Annotated in this window: 21 protein-coding genes; all 21 read right to left on the bottom strand. The window is 45.3% G+C overall.

All coding sequences use genetic code 11. The features are described 5' to 3' along the window. Positions 1-10: 10 nt before the first annotated feature. On the bottom strand, positions 11-370 hold the full coding sequence (gene rbfA / locus EL84_RS17580) for a 30S ribosome-binding factor RbfA (protein ID WP_017689140.1): 360 nt from the start codon (positions 368-370) through the stop codon (positions 11-13). Between the two features lie 25 nt (positions 371-395). Beyond that, on the bottom strand, positions 396-2,981 hold the full coding sequence (infB, locus tag EL84_RS17575) for a translation initiation factor IF-2 (RefSeq protein WP_047842501.1): 2,586 nt from the start codon (positions 2,979-2,981) through the stop codon (positions 396-398). Then, complete coding sequence (locus EL84_RS17570) at positions 2,974-3,303, bottom strand: L7Ae/L30e/S12e/Gadd45 family ribosomal protein (RefSeq protein ID WP_017689142.1); 330 nt, start codon at positions 3,301-3,303, stop codon at positions 2,974-2,976. The genes infB and EL84_RS17570 overlap by 8 nt, the downstream gene beginning before the upstream one ends. Then, positions 3,296-3,601 (bottom strand): RNase P modulator RnpM, encoded by a 306-nt coding sequence (rnpM, locus tag EL84_RS17565; protein ID WP_017689143.1) that lies wholly within the window; start codon positions 3,599-3,601, stop codon positions 3,296-3,298. The genes EL84_RS17570 and rnpM overlap by 8 nt, the downstream gene beginning before the upstream one ends. 25 nt (positions 3,602-3,626) lie before the next feature. After that, a complete protein-coding gene (gene nusA, locus EL84_RS17560; RefSeq protein ID WP_047842500.1) occupies positions 3,627-4,724 on the bottom strand; it encodes a transcription termination factor NusA in 1,098 nt (365 codons plus the stop codon). 123 nt (positions 4,725-4,847) lie between these two features. Then, positions 4,848-5,309 carry a ribosome maturation factor RimP gene (rimP, locus tag EL84_RS17555; protein WP_047842499.1) on the bottom strand — a complete coding sequence of 154 codons (462 nt, stop codon included), beginning with the start codon at positions 5,307-5,309 and terminating at the stop codon, positions 4,848-4,850. 256 nt (positions 5,310-5,565) lie between these two features. Then, entirely contained in the window at positions 5,566-9,885 is a 4,320-nt protein-coding gene (locus tag EL84_RS17550; protein ID WP_047842498.1) for a PolC-type DNA polymerase III, read from the bottom strand. Between the two features lie 382 nt (positions 9,886-10,267). Beyond that, the gene (gene proS, locus EL84_RS17545; RefSeq protein ID WP_036670387.1) at positions 10,268-11,722 is read right to left on the bottom strand and encodes a proline--tRNA ligase; all 1,455 of its coding nucleotides are present in this window, start codon (positions 11,720-11,722) and stop codon (positions 10,268-10,270) included. Positions 11,723-11,784: 62 nt separating this feature from the next. Further along, positions 11,785-13,056: an RIP metalloprotease RseP gene (gene rseP, locus EL84_RS17540; RefSeq protein WP_036609317.1), complete on the bottom strand. Its 1,272-nt coding sequence runs from the start codon at positions 13,054-13,056 to the stop codon at positions 11,785-11,787. A 113-nt stretch (positions 13,057-13,169) separates the two neighbouring features. Continuing rightward, positions 13,170-14,309 carry a 1-deoxy-D-xylulose-5-phosphate reductoisomerase gene (locus EL84_RS17535; protein ID WP_036609320.1) on the bottom strand — a complete coding sequence of 380 codons (1,140 nt, stop codon included), beginning with the start codon at positions 14,307-14,309 and terminating at the stop codon, positions 13,170-13,172. Between the two features lie 70 nt (positions 14,310-14,379). Next, positions 14,380-15,174, bottom strand: a complete 795-nt coding sequence (locus EL84_RS17530) for a phosphatidate cytidylyltransferase (RefSeq protein ID WP_047842497.1) — start codon at positions 15,172-15,174, stop codon at positions 14,380-14,382. Between the two features lie 16 nt (positions 15,175-15,190). Further along, positions 15,191-15,958, bottom strand: a complete 768-nt coding sequence (locus EL84_RS17525; protein WP_017689151.1) for an isoprenyl transferase — start codon at positions 15,956-15,958, stop codon at positions 15,191-15,193. An 89-nt stretch (positions 15,959-16,047) separates the two neighbouring features. Then, positions 16,048-16,602: a ribosome recycling factor gene (gene frr, locus EL84_RS17520; protein ID WP_036670384.1), complete on the bottom strand. Its 555-nt coding sequence runs from the start codon at positions 16,600-16,602 to the stop codon at positions 16,048-16,050. Then, entirely contained in the window at positions 16,602-17,330 is a 729-nt protein-coding gene (gene pyrH, locus EL84_RS17515) for a UMP kinase (protein ID WP_017689153.1), read from the bottom strand. Before pyrH ends, frr begins: the two co-directional genes overlap by 1 nt. A gap of 232 nt (positions 17,331-17,562) precedes the next feature. After that, a complete protein-coding gene (tsf, locus tag EL84_RS17510) occupies positions 17,563-18,213 on the bottom strand; it encodes a translation elongation factor Ts (RefSeq protein ID WP_036609326.1) in 651 nt (216 codons plus the stop codon). Positions 18,214-18,328: 115 nt separating this feature from the next. Beyond that, on the bottom strand, positions 18,329-19,027 hold the full coding sequence (gene rpsB / locus EL84_RS17505) for a 30S ribosomal protein S2 (protein ID WP_047842496.1): 699 nt from the start codon (positions 19,025-19,027) through the stop codon (positions 18,329-18,331). A gap of 296 nt (positions 19,028-19,323) precedes the next feature. Continuing rightward, the gene (locus EL84_RS17500) at positions 19,324-19,950 is read right to left on the bottom strand and encodes an endolytic transglycosylase MltG (RefSeq protein WP_047842495.1); all 627 of its coding nucleotides are present in this window, start codon (positions 19,948-19,950) and stop codon (positions 19,324-19,326) included. A gap of 3 nt (positions 19,951-19,953) precedes the next feature. Then, positions 19,954-20,538 carry a hypothetical protein gene (locus tag EL84_RS17495; protein ID WP_036670381.1) on the bottom strand — a complete coding sequence of 195 codons (585 nt, stop codon included), beginning with the start codon at positions 20,536-20,538 and terminating at the stop codon, positions 19,954-19,956. Between the two features lie 65 nt (positions 20,539-20,603). After that, on the bottom strand, positions 20,604-20,918 hold the full coding sequence (locus tag EL84_RS17490) for a hypothetical protein (protein ID WP_036609332.1): 315 nt from the start codon (positions 20,916-20,918) through the stop codon (positions 20,604-20,606). A gap of 52 nt (positions 20,919-20,970) precedes the next feature. Further along, positions 20,971-22,380, bottom strand: a complete 1,410-nt coding sequence (locus tag EL84_RS17485) for a DUF342 domain-containing protein (protein WP_047842494.1) — start codon at positions 22,378-22,380, stop codon at positions 20,971-20,973. A 62-nt stretch (positions 22,381-22,442) separates the two neighbouring features. Beyond that, a complete protein-coding gene (locus tag EL84_RS17480) occupies positions 22,443-23,231 on the bottom strand; it encodes a FliA/WhiG family RNA polymerase sigma factor (protein ID WP_017689160.1) in 789 nt (262 codons plus the stop codon). Positions 23,232-23,238: the final 7 nt, after the last annotated feature.

Here is a 23,238-nt window from a genome sequence, read left to right as displayed (position 1 = left end):
CTCTATTCTGTTACTGGGATTCGTTCTTGTCGGAACCAATATCGCCAAGCAGCTTCTCAATTCGGCTGCCATAAGCGATGGATTCGTCAATCTTAAATATCAACTCGGGGACATGCCGGAACCGGATACGTTTGCCCAGCTCGGAACGCAAAAATCCATTTGCTTTTGCCAGAGCTTTGAGCGTGTTATCTTTTTGTTCCTGTTCACCGAAGACACTCAGATAAACTTTGGCTTGCGACAAGTCTCCTGTCACTTCGACTCCCGTTACCGTAATAAAGCCGATACGTGGATCTTTCAGTTCAGACTGGATGAGCAGACTTATTTCTTTCTTGATCTGCTCGCCCACTCTACCTGTACGAATCTTAGCCATTGTTGTTCACCTCATGCTTCCTTGCTTATCGTTGTACTGTCTCCATAATGAAAGCTTCGATAACGTCGCCTTCTTTGAGATCATTATATTTATCAAGTGTGATACCGCACTCGTAACCTTGTGCTACTTCTTTGGCATCATCTTTATAACGTTTCAGGGAATCCAGCTTACCTTCGTAAAGGACAATGCCATCACGAATCAGGCGTGCTTCCGCAGAACGCGTAATTTTACCCGAGGTAACCATACAACCAGCGATGGTACCCACTTTACTGATGGAGAACGTGCTCCGAACTTCAGCATGACCGATAACTTTTTCTTTGTAGATCGGATCAAGCATACCTTTCATCGCTTGTTCAATTTCTTCGATAACACTGTAGATCACGCGATGCAGACGAATGTCTACTTGCTCTTGATCTGCAGTTGATTTCGCCTGGTTATCAGGACGAACGTTGAAACCGATCACGATAGCATTGGATGCTGCAGCTAAAATGATATCGGATTCTGTGATTGCACCAGCGCCGCTATGAATGATTTTCACGCGTACACCTTCAACTTCGATCTTCGCAAGGGAACCTTTCAATGCTTCAACCGAACCTTGTACATCACCTTTGATGATTACGTTCAGATCTTTGATCTCGCCATCTTTGATGTGCTGGAACAGATCATCCAACGTCACACGAGTATGCGTACCCAGATCGGATTCACGTTGCGTGATCGAACGTTTGTCAGCGATGGAACGCGCTTTGCGCTCATCTTCAAACACCATGAATGGATCTCCCGCACCTGGAACTTCAGTCAGACCTGTGATTTCTACAGGTGTTGAAGGTCCAGCTTCTTTCAATTTGCGACCTTTGTCATTGACCATCGCACGAACACGACCGAAGCAGTTACCTGCTACGAAAGCATCGCCGACTTTCAATGTACCGTGCTGTACGAGGATACGTGCAACTGGGCCACGTCCTTTATCCAGCTCGGCTTCAATCACTGTACCACGGGCACGTTTGTCCGGGTTCGCTTTGTATTCGTTCACTTCTGCAACGAGCAGAATCATTTCAAGCAGACCTTCCAGACCCATTCTTTGTTTCGCTGACACGTTAACAAAGATGGTATCTCCGCCCCACTCTTCAGGAACGAGTTCATAGCTGGTTAGTTCTTGTTTCACTTTGTCTGGATCAGCGCCCGGCTTGTCAATTTTGTTGACAGCCACGATGATTGGTAGCCCAGCAGCTTTGGCATGGTTAATCGCCTCAATGGTCTGTGGCATAACACCGTCATCCGCAGCTACGACAATAATCGTCATATCCGTAACTTGTGCGCCACGTGCACGCATCGCTGTAAACGCTTCGTGACCCGGAGTATCCAGGAACGTGATCTTTTTGTTGTTAATTTCAACTTGATATGCACCGATATGTTGCGTGATTCCGCCGGCTTCGCCATCGGATACATTCGTGGAACGAATAGCATCCAGCAAAGTAGTTTTACCATGGTCAACGTGACCCATGATCGTAACTACTGGTGGACGAGCCTGCAAGTCAGCAGCATCATCATTCTCTTCCAGTGTTTCGAAACGGTCATCTTCAAGCACAATCTTCACTTCAACCTCAACACCGAATTCACCTGAAAGCAGAAGGATCGTTTCGATATCAAGCTCTTGGTTGATTGTTGCCATAACGCCCATAGCGATGAGTTTTTTGATAACTTCGGAAGCATCCTTATGGAGCAACTTCGCTGTTTCACCAACGGTCATATCACCACGAACGATGATTTTCTTAGGTGTGTTATCAATTTTCTCACGTTGTTGGTACTGTTGTTGATTTCTGTTGCGGTTGTTCTTGCCACCACGGTTACCACGGAAGTTGCCGCCACGGTTGTCATCATAACGACGTCCACCGCCACCGCTGTTCGAACGGTTACCACTATTGTTGTTGCTGCCAGTAGTACCACCTGGGCCGCTTCTACGTTGGCCTTGTCCTTGGCTCTGACCTTGGCCACCGCTACGGTTGCCAGCAGTACCTGTATTACCACCGCTGTTAGGACCTGAAGTTCTTACTTGACCGCCACCGCTGTTATTCGGACGTTGACCCGTTCCTTGCGGACGGGATGCAGTACTGCTTTGTCCACCTTGAGCTGGTCTTGGACGGTTAGTTGATTGTCCTCCTTGGCTTGAGCCTTGGGAAGAGTTCGTTCTGTTGCGGCTGTCTTGGCCGCTGGGTCTTTGGGTGCCATTGTTATTGTTGGAATTTGGTCTATTGTTCATACCTACCTGCTTTTCCTGTTGTATTTTTGTTTGTACGGGACTACCGGATGGGTTACTGCTCTTCGGCGTGTTCACTCCGCCGGCCGGCTTGTTGCTGTCCACTGGTTTGTCACTGCGCACTGCCGAAGTAGCAACTGGTTTTGCATCGTTGCCTTGTTTCGAAGCAGCAGTGGATTTTATATCTTTAAAAAATTGTTCCACCTTACCGACTGAACCATTCTCCATGACACTCATATGATTGTTTACGGGAATTTCCAGCTTTTTAAGAATGGTTATAATTTCTTTACTACTCATATTAAGGGACTTCGCATATTCATAAACTCGCAATTTATCCTTGTTTTCCTGTTTACTCAATATACTCCACCTCCGACATTATACCGACTTGCTTGGAGATCATTTTTGCAAACCCTCGATCCGTTACTGCAAGAACAACACGCGTGTCTTTACCGATACTTGAACCCAGACTATCCCGGTCAAATCCGATCAACAGAGGAACCTTATAAGTTCCGCATTTATCGCGAAATTTCTTTTGTGTATTGGCTGAGGCGTCACCCGCAACAATAACCATTTTAGCTTCGGAAGAACGGATCGCTTTAAGTACAATTTCTTCACCTGTTACAAGTTTACCTGCACGCATAGAGAGTCCCAAATAAGACAGCGTTTTAATATTAGTCATGTTCACGCTCCTGTGCTGCTTTGAATTCATCCTCAACCGCGATGAAGTCAGCTGCTAATTGCTCGTAAATTTCAGGTGAGACTTTGCCTTTTAACGCCCGATCCAAAGCCCGGTTTTTGAGTGCGAGCTTAAAACAGGACTCTTTGCCGCATAAATAGGCACCACGTCCGGATTTTTTGCCAGTCAAATCGATCAGCACTTCATCCTCTGGCGTTTTAACAATGCGAATCAGCTGCTTTTTGGGCATCATTTCTTGGCATGCCACACATTTGCGCAGCGGCACTTTTTTTGGTTTCATACGTCAGCGCCCCCCGTACTTTACTTTAGTCGACGGAGACGGAATCCTGATGCATTTCAGAAGAAGAATCTTTTTCTCTGCCGAATTCCTGTTCCGCCTGGCTCTCGCTCTTAATGTCGATTTTCCAGCCGGTTAATTTGGCTGCCAATCTGGCATTTTGGCCTTTGATACCAATTGCGAGGGACAGTTGATAGTCCGGAACGATAACCCGAGCCATCTTTTCTTCCTCAAATACATGAACTTCCAATACTTTGGAAGGACTCAGTGCATTAGCAACATATTCGTCTACCTGATCGGAGAAACGAACGATGTCGATTTTTTCACCGCGCAGCTCACCCACAATGGTCTGCACGCGCATTCCCCTAGGACCTACACAAGATCCAACTGGATCAACTTCCTCGTTGCGGGAGTGAACGGCAATCTTGGAGCGGAACCCTGCTTCGCGAGCGACGGAGCGAATTTCAACTACACCGTCAAAGATCTCAGGCACTTCCAGTTCAAAGAGACGTTTCAAGAGGCCCGGATGGGTACGGGACAAAATGATTTGCGGCCCTTTTGTCGTATTCTCGACCTTGGTGATATACGCCTTAATACGGTCACCATGAACAAACTTCTCGTTCGGCATCAATTCGGTCAGCGGTAAAGCCGCTTCGATTTTGCCCAGATCGATGTAGATATTGCGCAAATCCTGACGCTGCACCACTCCCGTAACGATATCTTCTTCCTTATCTACGAAAGCGTTGTAGATCAGGCCGCGTTCGGCTTCACGAATCCGCTGGGTCACTACCTGTTTGGCAGTTTGTGCCGCGATACGTCCGAAATCACGCGGCGTAACTTCAATCTCCGCAATATCTTCCAACTGGAAGTGTGGGTTGATTTCTCGTGCAGCAGGCAATGAAATTTCGGTACGTGAATCCAGGACTTCTTCCACGATCAATTTACGGGCATACACCCGAATAACTCCCGTATTACGGTTCATGTCAACACGCACATTCTGGGCCGTGTTGAAATTCCGCTTGTAGCTGGAAATTAGTGCAGCCTCGATCGCTTCAAACAGCACATCCTTGCTGATCCCTTTTTCCCGTTCCAATTCATTCATTGCTTCAATAAAATCCATACTCATGAATGTTGATCCCCCTTTCAAACATGGCATCTCATACGTAAAACGGCGAAAGGCTCTGAACTCATGAGCACCTTGCCGTTATCGTGAGATGTGTCTTTTTCATTAATAAAGTGAACAAGGCACTTAAAACAAAATAGCTAGGCGCGCACTGGCAACCTTATCATAAGAAATGGCATGCTGTTTTTTACCTGCTTCAATCACGAGTTCCTCGTCATCAAAGGAAAGCAGCTTGCCTTCAAATTCCTTCAATCCGTTCACCGGCTCGTAGGTTGTAACAAAAACATTTTTGCCTACAGCTTTGGTAACGTCCTCAGGTTTTTTCAGTGGACGCTCCGCACCGGGAGAAGACACTTCAAGGAAATAGATGGTTGGAATCGGATCGTTCTCATCCAGCTTGGCGCTCAGCTTTTCGCTGATCAAGACACAATCGTCGATGTCGATGCCACCCTCTTTGTCGACATACACCCGTAAAAACCAGTTGCTGCCTTCTTTGACGTATTCGATGTCAACCAGCTCGAAGCCTTGTTCGTTCAAGTAGGGTTGGATCATTTCTTCCACGGTAGATTTAATGTTCGTTGTGCTCAAAACCAATAACCTCCAACTTAGGTTACACCAGCAAAAAAGCACTGGCAGATTATTCAATACCCAAGATTCTTGTATACCAAAGACTAAAGAGTGGGTTTCCCCACTCTTTAGAAATTCGTACTATCTCGTTCACTTCAAAAATTATAACATAGTCTGGTAATAGTGACAAGTAAGCGATGCTTCAGGCAGTTTACTTACTAATGAAGGAAAAATTACGTTCCCCCAACAATCGCTATGGTTAGATCCAAATTCAATCCTAGAAAAGGGAAAGCTGATTGCTCTCTGGCAAGCCACGGAAACATCCCATATTCGACAGAAGTTCAACAATAGTCTTACTTGCTTTCGACTTCTGCTGGAAGTCTTCCACCGACAGGAATTCACCATGATCTCTTGCCGCAGCGATATTGCGAGCAGCGTTATCCCCGATTCCTGCCAAAGCTGAAAATGGAGGGATTAGTGATTTTCCGTCAACGATGAACTTTGTCGCTTCTGAACGGTATAAGTCAATGGATTTCAGCGAGAATCCGCGTGCTGCCATTTCCAGACCCATTTCCAGGACAGGTAACATGTTTTTCTCTTTTGGAGGTGCCTGGAAACCTAATTGCTCAATTTCCGTAATTTTGCGATAGATCGCGTCATATCCCTGACACATCAGTTCGATATCAATCTCATCAGCCCGAACAGTAAAGTAAGTTGCGTAATATTCAATCGGATGATACAGCTTGAAGAACGCCGTACGTACTGCCGAAATAACATAAGCGGCCGCGTGAGCCTTCGGGAACATGTACTGGATTTTGAGACACGAATCAATGTACCATTGAGGCACTTTACAATTCTTCATCTCGTCAATCCATTCCTGTGGTAGGCCCCGTCCCTTACGAACACTCTCGGTAATCTTAAATGCCAGACTTGCGTCCATTCCCGTTTTATAGATCAGGAATAACATGATATCATCCCGACAACCGATTACCGTTTTAATGTTACATGTTCCGTTCTTAATCAGATCCTGAGCGTTTCCAAGCCATACCCCTGTACCATGAGACAATCCGGAAATCTGCAGTAAATCGGCAAAAGACGTCGGCTGGGATTCAACAAGCATCTGACGTACAAACTTCGTTCCCATCTCTGGCACGCCAAACGTTGCGACTGGCGACCTAATCTGTTCCGGTGTAACACCCAGAGCTTCGGTTGAGTTAAACATGCTCATGACTTTGGGATCATTCATCGGAATGGACGTCGGATCGACCCCTGTCAAATCCTGCAACATCCGCATCATAGTTGGATCATCGTGCCCCAGAATATCAAGTTTCAGTAAGTTTTCTTCAAAAGCATGATAATCAAAGTGTGTCGTTTTCCACTCCGCATTAACGTCGTCAGCCGGAAACTGAACAGGTGTAACGTCTTCGACCTCGATATAATCAGGTACTACGACAATACCGCCGGGATGCTGTCCAGTACTCCGTTTCACCCCAGTACAGCCAGAGGCCAAACGATTCAATTCAGCTCCACGCCATTTCTTCTGATGCTGTTCCTCGTACTTCTTGGCAAAACCAAATGCTGTTTTCTCAGCCACCGTACCGATGGTCCCGGCACGAAAAACACTCTTCTCACTAAATAGTACTTTCGTGTAGTTATGTGCGTGAGGCTGATAATCACCAGAGAAGTTCAAGTCAATATCGGGAACTTTATCTCCTTTAAACCCAAGGAAGGTCTCAAACGGAATATCTTGGCCTTCTCCTTTAAGTGTGCCACCACAATCCGGACACTCTTTCTCTGGAAGGTCAAATCCACTCCGAACACTGCCGTCCAGGAACCACTCGCTGTGTTTGCATTCTGAATTCACACAAATATAATGAGCAGGTAGTGGATTAACCTCGGATATACCCAGGAATGTAGCAACAACAGAGGAGCCAACCGATCCCCGCGAACCTACGAGGTAACCATCCTGATTCGATTTTTTAACCAAGCGTTCCGAGATCAAATAGTTGGCAGAAAAACCGTATTTAATAATTGGAATGAGCTCTTTCTCTAGTCGTGCAACGATTACTTCTGGTAATTCCTCGCCATAGATAGACTTGGCAGTGTCATAGCAGGTATTACGGATTTCTTCGTCCGCACCTTCCAGAATTGGAGTAAACAGTTTGTCCGGGAATAACTTAATTTCCTCAAAACGATCAGATAACTCTATCGTATTTGTAACAACGACTTCGTAAGCCTTATCTTGGCCCAGGAACTGGAACTCTTCCAGCATTTCCTCTGTCGTTCTAAAATGTGCATCCGGTTTACGTTGATCTTTGAGTGGACTAAAACCTGTAATTCCGTGAATGGTGATATCCCGATATAACTTGTCACGCGGTTCCAAATAGTGCACGTTACCTGTGGCTATGACCGGTTTATTAAATTTTGCGCCTATATCAATGACTTTACGAATCGCTGTTTTGATTTCTTCGGGTGTAGCCACCAACCCTTTATCCACCAAATGCATATACATGGTAAGTGGTTGGATCTCCAGTATGTCATAGAACTCAGCGATCTCTTCCGCTTCTTCGAGCGATTTGTTAAGCACCGCTTCGAAAAACTCCCCTTTTTCACAGCCCGATATAATAACAAGGCCTTCACGCAGATTAATCAGTTTCGATTTGGGAATGCACGGTACCCGCTTGAAATGTTCCGTATGAGAGAGAGATACCAGCTTGTATAGATTTTTCTTACCGACATCATTCAATGCATAGATTCCACAATGGAAAGGTCTTGTATTCGACAAGTCGACACCTACATAATCGTTCAAGCGATCAAGCCTCGTTAAACCTTTCATCTGAGCAGCATCATTTAATAATCCGATCAGTATACCCGCGAGTGCAACCGTATCATCAATGGCACGGTGATGACTTTCGAGTCCAACCTTATATTTATCCGCCATCGTATTCAGACGGTGGTTCTTATTTTTTGGAAATAACAATCTCGCCAGTTCCAATGTGTCAAGAACCGGGTTAGGAAGTTCAGGCAATCCAATTTGCTTCAGGGAAGCCTGGATAAAGCCCATGTCAAAACGTGCATTATGCGCAACAAGCACACCATCACCAGCAAACTGCACAAACTCACGAATAACAGGCTCCAGCTCAGGTGCGTCTTTTACCATGTCATCATTAATATTGGTCAACTGCTGAATGTTGTAGGGAATGCGTTCATGCGGATTCACAAACGTTGCAAATCGGTCGATTTCTTTACCATCTTGCATCTTCACGGCTGCAATCTCAATGATTTTGTTCTGTGTTACCGACAAACCTGTGGTCTCGATATCAAATACGATGTATGTTGCTGTTTGGAGATCCAATGGCTGAGGAGCCATTACAACGGCAACAGAGTCATTCACGACATTGGCCTCAAGGCCGTAGATCATCTTAATCCCGTTTTTCTTAGCAGCCTTGGAAGCCTCGGGATATACCTGCACCCCACCATGATCACTGACTGCAATCGCCTTATGTCCCCACTCCGCTGCCATTTTCACGTATTTGTCAATTGAAGTTACAGCATCCATCGTACTCATCGTAGAGTGCAAATGGAACTCCACCCGTTTCTCTGGTGCATTATCTTTGCGAGACGGCGGTGCTTTAACTTCAATCAAATCCGAAGGAATCATGGCGAGTTCAGGAATTTGCATAAACCGGTCATATTCTACACGACCACGCACTTTTACCCATTTACCGTTAGCCAACAAACTGAGAATTTTAACATCCTCTTTTGTTTTGGCAAACATCTTCATTTGCATGGAGTCCGTGAAGTCGGTCAGGTAGAAGGTAAACAACGTATTTCCGTTTCGCAGTTCTTTACGATCCAGTCCAAACACCGAACCTTGAAGCGTGACCTTTTTCTCTTCATCCTGGATTTCCTGCATGGGTACTGCAGGTTCCTTGATGTCATAACCCATTTGCAAACGCAGATCACCCTGCTCCTCATCCACCGGGATTTCTGTGTCCACTTCACTCATCATCTTCTCGATGACCTCAAGTTCTTCTACACGTTTTTGGGCCTGGAACTGTTCCATGGCCTCTTTATTACTTCCCACTTCACCCACTTGCATCTTGATGCGAAGAGGTAAATGAAAGTATTTTTCATAGAATTTTGTAATAGCTTGATCAATCTGTTTCTTACGAGCCAATTCCATCGACGTTGCATCACTCATTGTCAGTTGTAGTAGATCCTCTTCACATTCAAAGGTTGTCCGGTTCATCCAACCATTCACAGATGGAATCTCACGGGTAACCCACTCCAGAAACAGATTCCAATATTCACTGACGATATCCCCATTTTGTACTTGGTCCGTGTATTTGAAGCCAAATGAAATTTTGGCGATATGATTCATTTTCTCTTGAATATGCAGGCAAAATGTGCGATAGATTGGAGCGGGTACCAACGTATCCTTTGCAATCAGAATATTCCATTCCCGATTACTTCGATTGGTCTCTACTTGTTCAATCCATCCATCCAAAAAATAGGGCTCTAACAGACCGGCCGGAAGCTCTGCCTGTTTCATCAACAACTCAAACCGTTTTCTTTTCTCCTCGAATCCGCTCATCGTGTTCCTCCTTGTACCCCCTTAAAGCATGAAAAGCCCCTGCATTCAAAAATGTCACCGATCCGAACTCGCACCGACTCATTTTATCCGACAGAAGCTCTCCATTCATTACTCTTACAGTCCGTACGTGCCGTTATATACATTGAACAAAAAGATATTTACACTTACCACTCCGATAACAGAACAACCTTCCGATCACTGTTACCCCCAGATTTTTTGATTCCCATTTACAAAGGGGAAAATCCGGGGATAAAGGCGCAGCGTATGCTTCCGATGTAGCTTTCTTTCAGAAAGCTTTTAGCTCCACTTCTTCAGGTTATTTCTGTTCTCTACGTTCTCATGTAAATGTTTAGTTCAATGTATTAAGTCAGGTTATCCTGACTTAATACGCTCTTGCAAACACAACCGTGTGTTCTGCCTGTTCACCACAAGCCAAGCACGTATGCTTTTCTTCCGCAGGCTGGAACGGAATGTTCCGGCTTGTTGCACCTGTAACTTCTCTTACTTTATCTTCGCAAGTTTCCGAACCGCACCATCCGGCCAGTGTAAACCCGCGTTTATTTTCCATCAGTTCTTTCATCTCATCGAGTGTATCCACGGAATAGAAGTTATCCGACATAAATGTGCGAGCACGCTCTAACATATCTACCTGGATCTGTGTCAGCATAGCCTGGATTTCCTCTACCAGGTTCGCTTGTTCTACAACTTTCTTCTCACCTGTGATCCGTGATACGAGTACACAAACGCCATTTTCCATATCACGTGGACCAATCTCCAGACGAATCGGAACACCGCGCATCTCGTATTCATTGAATTTCCAACCTGGGCGAACATCGCTGCGATCATCCATTTTCACACGGACTCCAGCTTTTTTCAACTCAGTGAACAACTCATCTGCACGTCCAACAACAGCATCACGCGTTTTCGGAGGTCCAATTGGAATCATGACTACTTGTGTTGGTGCTACTTTAGGAGGAAGTACGAGACCACGGTCATCTCCATGAACCATAATTAATGCTCCGATCAAACGTGTGCTTACTCCCCATGAAGTGGTGTAAGCCAGCTCAAGCACATTATTCCGGCTAAGATACTGGATTTCAAATGCTTTTGCAAAGTTCGTCCCCATGTAGTGAGATGTACCTGCTTGTACTGCACGTCCATCCTTCATCATGGCTTCGATCGAGTAGGTATCCACCGCACCCGCAAACTTCTCGGACTTGGTTTTCTGACCTACAATTACAGGAATAGCCAAGTATTCCTCAACCACTTCACGATAAATCTGAAGCATTTTCATCGTTTCTTCACGTGCTTCTTCTTCCGTCTCATGCGCTGTATGACCTTCCTGCCACAGGAACTCACTTGTGCGAAGGAAAGGCAATGTTCTTTTTTCCCAACGAACTACGTTAGCCCACTGGTTGATCAGTACCGGAAGATCCCGATAAGACTGAATCCACTTGGAATACATGTGACCAATAATCGTTTCGGATGTAGGACGGATTGCCAGACGTTCTTCCAGCTTCTCTCCGCCAGCTTCCGTAACCCATGGTAATTCAGGGTTAAAACCTTCCACGTGCTCTTTTTCCTTTTGAAAGAAGCTCTCAGGAATGAACATCGGGAAGTATGCGTTGCGATGACCCGTTTCCCGGAAACGACGATCCAACTCATCCTTAATATGTTCCCAGATTTCAAATCCGTCTGGTTTGAACACAATACAACCGCGTACGGGTGCATAGTCCATGAGATCAGCTTTTTTGATAACATCAATGTACCAGCGTGAGAAATCCTCACCCTGTGGTGTGATTTCAGTCACGAACTGTTTATCATTTTCCTTTGACATAAGACTCCAGCGTCCTCCCATAACGACTATCTCTGAATGTCCAGAGCGTAGTCCAACCGTAATTATCCGTTAATTAAACGTAATATATCATTGTAAGTTACTGCCAGCATCAACACAAACAACATCGCAAATCCGACGAAATGCACCATGCCTTCGCGATTGGGATCAACAGGTCTGCCGCGCAGCGCTTCAATTCCCAAAAATACCAGACGACTGCCGTCCAGTGCAGGTATTGGTAGCAGGTTGAAAATCCCAAGGTACAGACTCAAAATCGCTGCCCATCTCGTTAACTGTTCAATCCCTTGTTTAGCAATTTGTCCTGTCACTTCAAATGTGCGAACTGGACCACCGATATCATCCATGTTGAACTGATTGATCAGATGTTTAAAACCTTCAAATATTATTTTGGTTGTATCAACCATGGCCACGCCTGAGACTTTAAATGTCTCTACAAATCCAACAGATCGGGTTGGTAACGTAGGTACAATTCCCACTTTACCGCCCTCTTGTCCTTCTACAGCACGTGGAGTAATCGTTATATTAAACGTATCCGAACCCCGGCGCAGCGTCCATTCCATCGGCTTGTCTTTGGAATCGGCAATCATCGACACCATTTTTTGTGAATCCGTACCAATTGCAGTACCATTGATGGTTTCGATAATATCGCCCTTTTGCAGGTTCGCCTCATCGGCTGCCCCACCTTCAAGCACTTCACCAATTACAAGATTTTTTGGATTTTCCACTGGAACTCCTGCCATCTGCGCATATACAGCAAACAGCACAAAGGCCAAGATAAAGTTCATGAGTGGGCCCGCAAAAATAGCCAATGCACGCTGTCCAACAGTTTTGCTGCCGAATTGACGATCTTTCGGTGCAATCTGCGTTTGTTTACCACGACTTACCAACATTGCTTGAGGATGAATACGATACTCCTGAATCTCTCCATCTACATCGAGTTGAAGCTTCAGCGCTCTCTCCATATCAATGGAGATGACTTCACCACGTATTACATTTTTACGGTTATCCAGCTGGTCCAGATAGATCATCTTCACCTGGTCATCCGCTGATCTTACCGCAATGGTCTGTCCTTCCTGGATCTCTACCAGTTCCGGATCTTCCCCTGCCATCCGTGCATATCCACCAAAAGGCAACAAACGCAATGTAAACTGGGTTTCGTTTCTTTTATATGAGAACAATTTGGGACCAAAACCGATCGCAAACTCCCGTACAAGAATACCGGCGCGTTTGGCAAAATAATAATGCCCCCATTCATGAACCGTCACGATGACAAAGAACATGAGCACCGTTAGAAATACCACTTGTATGGTTTCCAATCCCTATCCATCCTCCTTCACGGCACATACCGCAGTCTGTCCCTCTAGATTATCATTATTCTCTGATGCCGCACAAGAGAATCACTTCTTCCAATTTGTTATAAAAAAAGAGATTACAGACTGGCCGCAAGCTTACGGCTCTCCTGATCACAACGTGCGATCTCCTGCAGATCAGGCTCGTCCACATTGTGGTGTGCTTCCAGCACAGAAGCAATAATATCTTCTATTTTAAGGAATGAAATCTCTTTACGCAAGAAACGGGCTACAGCAACCTCGTTGGCTGCATTAAACGCCGTTGTTGCGGTTCCTCCCATTTTACCACACTCATACGCCATTCTTAAACACGGGAACCGTTCCATATCCATATCACGGAAATGTAATTTCCCAGCTTGAGCAAGAGACAGACGCTGTGCTGGTGATGGCAAGCGGTCAGGGTAAGTCAGTGCATATTGAATTGGAACTCGCATATCCGGATTCCCCAGTTGTGCGATGATGCTTGTGTCATCAAATTCCACATATGAATGAATAACACTCTCTGGGTGAAGCAATACATTAATCTGATCATATCGAAGACCGAATAACCAATGTGCTTCAATGACCTCAAGACCCTTGTTAACCATCGTTGCCGAGTCTATCGTGATTTTGGAGCCCATTGACCAATTCGGATGTTTAAGTGCATCCTCTATAGTCACGTTCTTCAACTGTTCACGGGTAAGATCACGGAATGATCCACCTGAAGCGGTGAGCGTGATGCCTGTCAGGCGTTCTCTGTTTTCACCATTTAAACATTGGAATATCGCAGAGTGCTCACTATCAACGGGCAGTAAAGAGACTCCTTTGGCAGCCGCTCTTGTCGTAACGATATGCCCCGCTGTAACCAATGTCTCCTTATTGGCCAGTCCGATCTGTTTGCCTGCGTCTATGGCAGCAAGCGTTGACTCCAATCCAACACTGCCCACCACCGCTGTAACAACCGTATGCGCATCGGTTCCTGCCGCAACTTCTACGAGTCCTTCGTTGCCATAAAATAGTTGCGTTCCTGCTGGCAAATGTGGAGCTATCTTCTCCGCCAGTTCTTTGGACCCCACCGATACCTTCTTCGGTCGGTAACGTTTGGTTTGTTCGATCAGCAGGTCTGTATTGCCTCCGGCAGCCAGTCCCTCCACTTGAAAGAGTTCTGGATGCATGTCAACTACATCCAGTGTCTGGGTTCCAATGGAACCGGTTGACCCAAGAATCGCAATTTTCTTCATGCTGCACCTCATCTTTAATTATCCAATGCCTACGGCGAACAATGCTGTTATCTCAGACTCATGTTCTTCTTTAGTAGGGCAGTAGCATTAGTATATGTACGAATGGAAAAACAACAATCCAGCTGTCGCACCGATCAAGAATGCCTCCATGCCCTGGGAGAAGACTGCCTGAATCCTTGATATTATATACACGTTTGTATGCAGACTGGATCAAGTCACCCATCTGACCTACAACTGCACAGGCAATTCCGATCACAATCGCTCTCTGCCAGGAAAGCAAACCATCTGATACTAATGCAAAAATAACAGAAGTAACAATTGCAATTACGATGCCACCCAGTGCACCCTCTATAGTCTTGTTTGGACTGATAGAAGGCCACAGTTTGTTTTTACCAATGAGTTTCCCTACAAAATAAGCTCCTGCATCACTGGCCCATATGGAGCCCAGCAACAGGAACGTCCAGAACAACCCATGAAGCAGATGTCTGGATTCTGCAATGTAATAGAAACCGATCCCTATATACAACACGCCGAGGAAAAGCATGGCCACTGTATTCACGGGAACCTTATTTTTCGTGACAACCGAAGCTGTCATCAGTACAAGCATTACTATCCAGATGACCTGAAACAAGGATAGCGGTCTTGCCTCCCACAGCATTTCCCAAGGAAACACAATGGCAAAAACACCAGCATATCCAATCAGGGCCACACCTGAAAAAGGCATCACCCCGGTCATTTTCACAAATTCATAATAACCGATGAGAGCCATAAGCAATACCAAACCATGGTACCAGGGTCCGCCCAGCATGCAAAAACCTAAAAACAACACACCTGCTATGATTCCTGTCGTTAATCGCTGTTTCAACGGCTTCATCCTCCATCTATTTCAAACCGCCGTAACGCCTTGTTCTGCGCTGATATTCGGCTACTGCTTCAAGCAAATGCTTTTTGCCAAATTCGGGCCAGTATATATCCGTAAACCATAATTCACTATATGCAAGCTGCCAAAGCATAAAGTTGCTTAATCTCAACTCTCCGCTCGTCCGGATCAGCAGATCCGGATCGGGCATGTCAACCGTCAGCATATGTCTATCAATGAGTTCAGGTGTTATGTCCTCTGCCGATAGTTCCCCCGATTTCACCTGCAGAGCGATCTGTTTAACACAGTCCGTCATTTCACGACGACTTCCATAGTTCATTGCAAAGTTCAAAACGAGACCTGTATTATGTTCCGTAAGACGAATGGCTTCCCGCAAGGCATTAATGGTATGAGAAGGTAAATGTTCCTCTTGACCCATCATGCGAATGCGCACATTTTTTTCTATAAGTTCATCCAGCTCTATAGCTAGAAATTCTTGCGGAAGTCGCATCAGAAAATCCACTTCTTCTTTTGGACGCGTCCAGTTTTCTGTCGAAAAAGCGTACATCGTCAGATATTTGATGCCCAGTTCATCCGCCGCGATGGTCGCACGTTTGACCGCCTTCATGCCATTTTGGTGCCCGGCTATACGCGGGAGTCCCAAACGTTTGGCCCATCGTCCATTGCCGTCCATGATGATGGCGACGTGCTGCGGGATATTGTCCTCGGATATAGTCAGCGTTTCCTGCTTGTCAGCCCCATTCCACCACGACCGAACCCGTTTGATCATTCCTGTTCCTCCAAAATCCCTGAAGTTTCTTTATCTGAAGCTTGGAAAAAGAGACAAAACCCCACCGTATTGGAGGGGCTGCGCTTGTCTTACACTTCCATGATTTCTTTTTCTTTGGCAGCGAGTACCTTATCGACTTCAGCAATAAACTTGTCGGTCGATTTTTGGATATCATCTTGATGTCTCCGGGATTCATCCTCAGAAATATCTGACTTTTCCAGTTTCTTGATGTCATCATTCGCATCACGGCGAATGTTACGAATCGCTACTTTACCTTCTTCACCGAACTTCTTCGTCAGCTTAACAAGCTCCGCTCTGCGTTCTTCCGTCAATGCCGGAATAGACAAACGGATCATGCTACCATCATTGGCTGGAGTAAGACCCAGATCCGATTTCATGATGGCACGCTCGATGTCACTCATGGAGGATTTGTCCCAAGGCTGAATCATCAGTGTACGAGAATCCGGAGTACTGATATTAGCGAGTTGATTCAATGGCGTCATTGCTCCATAATACTCTACCTGAATTCGGTCCAGAAGAGCTGGAGTTGCGCGGCCTGCACGCAAAGTAGCCAGGTCACGACGCAATGCTTGAATTGCTTTTTCCATACGCTCTTCGGCATGTTGTTTAACCGCTTGTGGCATTAATCTACACTCCCTTTAACGATTGTTCCGATACGTTCGCCCAGAACAACACGTTTGATGTTACCTTGTTCCGTAATGGCAAATACGATCAACGGGATGTTGTTGTCCTTACAAAGCGAGGATGCCGTTGAATCCATTACACCAAGGTCTTTGTTAAGAATATCCATGTAAGTCAACTGATCAAATTTCACAGCTGTACTGTCCTTAAACGGATCTGCTGAGTATACACCATCAACTTTATTTTTGGCCATCAAGATAACTTCTGCTTCAATCTCCGCTGCGCGCAGTGCTGCTGTTGTATCCGTGGAAAAGAACGGGTTACCTGTACCTGCTGCAAAAATAACGACCCGGCCTTTCTCCAGATGGCGAATAGCTCTACGACGAATATAAGGCTCTGCAATCTGTTGCATTGCAATAGATGTCTGTACACGCGTAGGCACTTCAATCTGTTCCAACGCATCCTGCAGTGCCAGCGAGTTCATTACTGTCGCCAGCATACCCATATAATCGGCAGTTGCACGATCGATGCCGTTTTCGCTACCGGCAATTCCACGCCAGATGTTTCCGCCGCCACATACAATAGCAACCTGTACACCAAGTGCAACAACCTCTTTTACCTGTTGGGCAATCGACGAGATCGTATCTGCATCAATACCGTAGCCGTTTTGACCGGAAAGAGACTCTCCGCTGACCTTTAAGACAACACGTTTAAATACTGGCTGTTCCAATTATTCACCCTCCACTTTGAATCGAACACGCTTGGTGTTCAACCAACAAAACTTCTCGCGCATGGCCTCCTGCTTAAAAAGAAAGGAACACAGTTGTGTTCCGCTCTTTTAGGAAAAACGTTTAACCGGTAAGGCACTGTTTTCCTGAGATATAAGGGAGTTTACGCTTCGAAGTTTCATCATTCTTATATCTTCGAAAATCAATTCTGCTCGCCGGTTTATAGAAACCGTCTTATTTGTTTACTTGGGACATAACTTCTTCTACGAAGTTGTCTACTTTTTTCTCAAGACCTTCACCCAGTTCGTAACGAACGAAACGACGGATGGAGATGTTTTCACCAATTTGGCTGATTTTTTCGTTCAGCAATTGAGAGATCGTTTTGTCTGGATCTTTAACGAAAGTTTGTTCCAGCAGGCAGTACTCTTCGTAGTATTTACCGATACGGCCTTCAACCATTTTTTCAATGATTTTTTCTGGTTTGCCTTCGTTAAGAGCTTGAGCTTTCAGGATTTCTTTTTCTTTTTCCAGCTCATCTGCAGGAACTTCTTCACGTGTAACGAATTTAGGATTAGCTGCAGCGATTTGCATAGCTACATCTTTAACGAAATCCTTAAATTGATCCGTTTTACCAACGAAGTCTGTTTCACAGTTAACTTCAACCAAGACACCAATACGTCCACCAGCGTGGATGTAAGATTCAACAACGCCTTCAGTTGCTGCACGGCCTGCTTTGCTTGCTGCTGCAGAAAGACCTTTCTCACGCAACAATTCAGCCGCTTTTGTTACATCACCGTTTGCTTCTTCCAGTGCTTTTTTGCAATCGAGCATACCAGCGCCCGTTCTTTCGCGAAGTTCTTTTACTGCACTCGCATTAACTGCCATTATAAATTCCCTCCAACATTAAGTATTGTACGTACACTCTAAAAAAAGGGCAGTGAGAGGTTATCCACCTGCCAACCACCCTTTTCATTTAGTTTATAACATATGTTCGAATCTATTAAGCGGAAGTTTCTTCGCCTTGGTTAGCTTCGATTACAGCATCAGCCATTTTACCTGTCAGCAATTTAACAGCGCGGATCGCGTCGTCATTACCTGGGATAACATAATCGATCTCATCCGGATCGCAGTTAGTATCAACGATACCAACAATTGGGATACCCAATTTGCGAGCTTCCGCAACAGCGATACGCTCTTTGCGTGGATCGATGATGAACAGGGCGCTTGGCAGGCCTTTCATATTTTTAATACCGCCCAAGAATTTCTCCAGACGATCTTTTTCTTTGCGAAGCAAGATAACTTCTTTTTTAGGCAATACAGCGAATGTACCGTCTTCTTCCCAAGCTTCCAACTGTTTCAAACGATCAATACGTTTTTGAATAGTTTGGAAGTTAGTCAGGGTACCGCCAAGCCAGCGTTGGTTAATGTAAAATTGACCAGCACGTTCAGCTTCTTCTTTAACGGAATCTTGAGCTTGTTTCTTAGTACCCACGAAAAGAATTGTACCATTCTCTCCTGCGATTCCTTTAACGAAGTTGTAAGCCTCTTCGACTTTTTTCACCGTTTTTTGCAAATCGATGATGTAAATTCCGTTTCTTTCAGTGAAGATATAACGATCCATTTTTGGGTTCCAACGACGAGTTTGGTGACCGAAGTGTACCCCAGCTTCGAGAAGCTGCTTCATGGAGATTACTGCCATCTTCACACACCTCCTAATATGGTTTTTATTGTGTCCTCCGCCGGCATCATTTTTCGCCAAGACTCTCCATAAGGAAAGCACCCTCAACAAAATTAGCACATGCGTGTGTTTTAACACCGTTATCTAATATAGCATAACTGACTGTCCGATGCAACAGTCTTTGAAGCTAAAATCTACTTTTCGTTTTTTGCTAGTATCGAATCATTTTAAACTTGATATGTAACTCAGGCGCTAATTATTATCAAGCTTTGAAAATGTACCGTTTAATACGCAAAAACCGTCCTGTCCGAGCATGCTCAGTTTGACGGTTCTTTCGTGATTTTTGCGATAATGGATTTGAAACTTTCGCCTTTTTCAAGCGCATAGGTACCCACCTGGATTTTGGTATTGATTCGCTCAGCCTTGCCAGCCTTTATGAATGCTTGAGCATCATTTACGATTCCCGCAGTTTTTAGGTTTGCTGCAACGATCGCCAGACTGTTGCCTGAACGTACTTTAAATGATACTGTTGCGCCTTTCGGATTGCTTGGCGTTACAGGTTCTGTTGTCTTCGGCTCAGTTATCTCTTTCTGCCCTTCACCTTCACTTGCAGCAGGCTCTTGTGGCTTCTCAGGCTCGGTAGGTGTTTCCGTAGAGGTTGCTGTCTCTGGCGGTGTTGCTGTACTCCCCTGCAACTCACTGCTCTCCTGCTTTTTCTTTGCCACCCACTCTGCTTCTGTGTATAGTTCCTCTTCAGAACCGACCAACTTCATATCCAAGGTTTTCGCGGCCGTTTCAAGCTGTTCTTTGGTCATATTGGCAGTCTGCTCGGGGTCCAGATTACTATCCGACAATGCATTTTGTCCAACTGTGGCCAGTTGAAGCAAAACCGCACCAATAATCATGCCGCTCCCCAGACCAATCCATAAGGATCGCTTGTCCATGACTTAGCTTTCCTCCCGTTCTGCCAGTTGCAGTATTAACTGTACCTCACCTCGCTGAATGCCTGTCTGCTTGGATATGGCATCCATCGACTTACCTTCAGCATGTAGATTAAAGAGTTCTGCATATCGATCTTTAATCGATTCACGCCCAGGCAAAGATTCGACTTCACTGGTCTGTTGGTCTGCTTCTAACGCCTGCTGGGCCGCCTCTGCTTGTACACTTTTCACGAGCGCTTGTGCTTGCAAACCTTCGGAAGATTGTACGGATACATTACCGGAGTGTGGAACAGGTGATGCGACAGCTTCATTCTTTTTGCTCTGTTCCAGCTGATCCAACCGCTGCTGTAATTCCTGAAGTTGCAATTGCATACGTTGATCGGCTGCTGTCGCTTCTCCCTTCATTTCAGCCACACGTTGAATAAGAGCATCATTATCATTTTCGATCTCGGTCATGTAGTGCTCAAGCGTAGATTCCATCTCCTGCACCAGTTGATGCCCAGGCTCTTGCACCTTGTTTTTCCGTGGCATAATACAAGCGTAGGCGATGGCGCAGGCCCCTAATATGACAATAATGATCCATGGTGACAAATTGGGTTCTCTCCTTCTGATTCAACCATCGGTGCGCAAGACTGCATGTCCATAACAACCATTTATTATAAAGACAGATCTATGTGTTTTCCCTTGTACGGGTGCTCTGCAGGTTTGACAGTTTCTTGAGCCTGAGCCGTCTCCTGTCCATCGGAACCACTCTGCTGATCTCCATCATGGTTATGACCATCACGCACCGAAGTCTGTGAAGTTTCGTCCATTGCTTCACTTCGTTGCCTTGCTTCATTTGCTTCTTTCGACGTTTGCTCTGCCAAAAGATTCTGATCCGTAATCGGTCGCTGCTGGGCTTCACTTTGATAACGTCCCGCTTCACTTGTTCGTGGTACCGCAATCTGCAACTCCACTGCTTTGAAACTCATACGCTCACCTCACGGTTTCGAATGGATTTCTTCCTGTGCCTGAATGCTGTACTTAAACGTATGGAACCATCGTAATATCACCATCGTGATAATAAAATGAAATTCGACTCACTGGATCTTTAATAAATTTCGTGTATCTGCCGATAACTATTTTAGAGCCTCCATAAATCATCTTCAGAATATCAACACGAGCATTACTTGTATCTTCAAGTGCCTTTTCAATTTCAAAGATACGCATTTTCGTTTCTTCACTTATACGAAGAGCAGATTTCTGCGTAGCATTCAGCTTGATTCGCATCGACATCTTATCTGGACTTAGTTGTCCAGCGGCAGCTAATTGATCCAGCAATGTCAAAGCTTTCTTCGTTTTGTCCAAGGAATCCATCTGCTCTCTGACTTCCTTGCGCAAATCATTGAGTTCGTTACGCAGCTTTGGTAGCACACCAACTTCAATGGAAGTGACCGTGGACATGCTGTTGCCCACAACACGCGCTGAGACGTTCTGACCAGCCTGGATCGAGCCACCAACGATAAGGCCTTTGGTTCCCGCACAGATGACACCGTGGCCAGCACGAATATTGGAATGCATAATACTTTGGGAAACCAGAACATCTTCACCGGCATCTACGTTGCCTTCTTGAATGAAAGTACATTTAACATTATGGCCTGCTTGTACCAGTCCTTTGTTATAACCAATAATACCACCGGTAATTTCGATTGAGCCGCCTGCTTCCAGTTCAGCTCCTTCGACACCTCCGACGACACGAATGTCACCTGCTGCTTTTACTTTAAATCCGGTAAGTACATTGCCTCGTATGACAACTGTGCCTACAAAGTCGATATTACCGTTATTGTAGTCAACGTCACCATTGACTTCATAAACCGGAAACACATTCAGTTTGTTACCGTCCGTTTTGGTAACCAGCCCATCCAGTGCAGCATACATCGCAGAACCATCCGGGTTAATCACAACGTTTTTCCCAACTTTAAACCGAGCTTCTTTTCCCGGACGATAAGGAATTTCCTCACCCGTTACTGCCCTGCCTGGTATGCCATCGCTAGGAGCGATCCGCTCTGCAATGATCTGGCCACTACGGACATTGTTTAACCGGGTCACTTCTTTGTAATCGACAGTTCCATCTTCCGACTCCAGTGGTCGTCGTTCATTCGTATCGTCCATTCCAACCAGAACCTTGATGAATCCATCTGTTCCTTGAATGGGAGCGACACCTTCTGCAATCTTGTATTTATCTTTCAAATAGGTTTCAGGGTTGTTCACAAAAAGTAATAATGCCTCTCGCGATACACCTTGTTTGATGCCCTTGTTTGCCACAAATTGTTCAAGTTCATCGATCGTGCAAGCAAAGCCTTCTTCCTCTTTGGAAAATTCAAGGTAGGCTGTGCATTTGTCGTCCGATAAAACAATGTTTAAACATTGTTCCAAAGCAGTCCGCTGTGTCACCGCAATTCTTCCCCCTTTTAGACTTTCCACTCCCCAAACTCCAATGATATTACTTCTCTCTATTAATCTTTACGCATCAACAAATCTTTCTGTTTGTCCAACGTGCCGCGTAATCGTAATATTGCCTTGGAATGTAACTGGGATATACGAGACGGAGAAAGAGACATAACCTCAGCAATTTCACTAAGAGAAAGATCTTCGTAATACAAGAGTGAAACAACCGTTCTCTCTTTTACCGTCAACTTGTCAAGCCCTTGCACCAAAGCTTCCTTCAAATAAAACTCATTCACTTTATAATCAGGATTTTTGGCTTTCTCATCCACCATCAAAGACAGACGAGTCTCAGACTCTTCCTCACGAATTGGGTCCTCCAGCGAGCAAAGTGACATGACTGCCACTTCCTGAAGCATATGTTGAAAATCTTTAGTGGATACGTCCAAGTACTCGCTCATTTCCTCATCACTAACAGACCTGAGATAACTTTGTTCCAGCTGTTGGTAGGCGTCTTCAATTCGCTTGGCCTTCTCACGCACAGAACGCGGAACCCAATCACCTTGACGCAGACCGTCAAGAATGGCTCCGCGGACCCTCCATGATGCATAAGTTTCAAATTGCAGACCACGTTCATAGTCGAACTTCTCCAATGCATCAATTAACCCCATAACGCCATTGCTCTCCAAGTCATCCTTGGGAACATTTTTGGGTAAACCAACAGCCAGTCGACCGGATACATAATTTACAATATGAAGATACTTTTCAATCAACGTTTTCTTGGCTTCAAGATCTCCATGTTCTTTCCACTTTTCCCACAGATCAGAATGGTTCAAATGTGAAGCTTTACGCTCGTTCAATTACTTT

The sequence above is a fragment of the Paenibacillus sp. VT-400 genome, assembly GCF_001029205.1.
GTDB lineage: Bacteria > Bacillota > Bacilli > Paenibacillales > Paenibacillaceae > Paenibacillus > Paenibacillus amylolyticus.
The sequence above is the reverse complement of the archived record's forward strand: the minus strand, read 5'-3'. Positions and strand labels throughout refer to the sequence as shown.

Bases quoted from the DNA above. Each gene is read 5' to 3' on its own strand.
- rbfA (WP_017689140.1), bottom strand. From the start codon at position 370: ATGGCTAAGATTCGTACAGGTAGAGTGGGCGAGCAGATCAAGAAAGAA.
- EL84_RS17570 (WP_017689142.1), bottom strand. From the start codon at position 3,303: ATGACTAATATTAAAACGCTGTCTTATTTGGGACTCTCTATGCGTGCA.
- rnpM (WP_017689143.1), bottom strand. From the start codon at position 3,601: ATGAAACCAAAAAAAGTGCCGCTGCGCAAATGTGTGGCATGCCAAGAA.
- nusA (WP_047842500.1), bottom strand. From the start codon at position 4,724: ATGAGTATGGATTTTATTGAAGCAATGAATGAATTGGAACGGGAAAAA.
- EL84_RS17550 (WP_047842498.1), bottom strand. From the start codon at position 9,885: ATGAGCGGATTCGAGGAGAAAAGAAAACGGTTTGAGTTGTTGATGAAA.
- proS (WP_036670387.1), bottom strand. From the start codon at position 11,722: ATGTCAAAGGAAAATGATAAACAGTTCGTGACTGAAATCACACCACAG.
- EL84_RS17535 (WP_036609320.1), bottom strand. From the start codon at position 14,309: ATGAAGAAAATTGCGATTCTTGGGTCAACCGGTTCCATTGGAACCCAG.
- EL84_RS17525 (WP_017689151.1), bottom strand. From the start codon at position 15,958: ATGATCAAACGGGTTCGGTCGTGGTGGAATGGGGCTGACAAGCAGGAA.
- frr (WP_036670384.1), bottom strand. From the start codon at position 16,602: ATGCCACAAGCGGTTAAACAACATGCCGAAGAGCGTATGGAAAAAGCA.
- tsf (WP_036609326.1), bottom strand. From the start codon at position 18,213: ATGGCAGTTAATGCGAGTGCAGTAAAAGAACTTCGCGAAAGAACGGGC.
- rpsB (WP_047842496.1), bottom strand. From the start codon at position 19,027: ATGGCAGTAATCTCCATGAAGCAGCTTCTCGAAGCTGGGGTACACTTC.
- EL84_RS17500 (WP_047842495.1), bottom strand. From the start codon at position 19,950: ATGGACAAGCGATCCTTATGGATTGGTCTGGGGAGCGGCATGATTATT.
- EL84_RS17490 (WP_036609332.1), bottom strand. From the start codon at position 20,918: ATGAGTTTCAAAGCAGTGGAGTTGCAGATTGCGGTACCACGAACAAGT.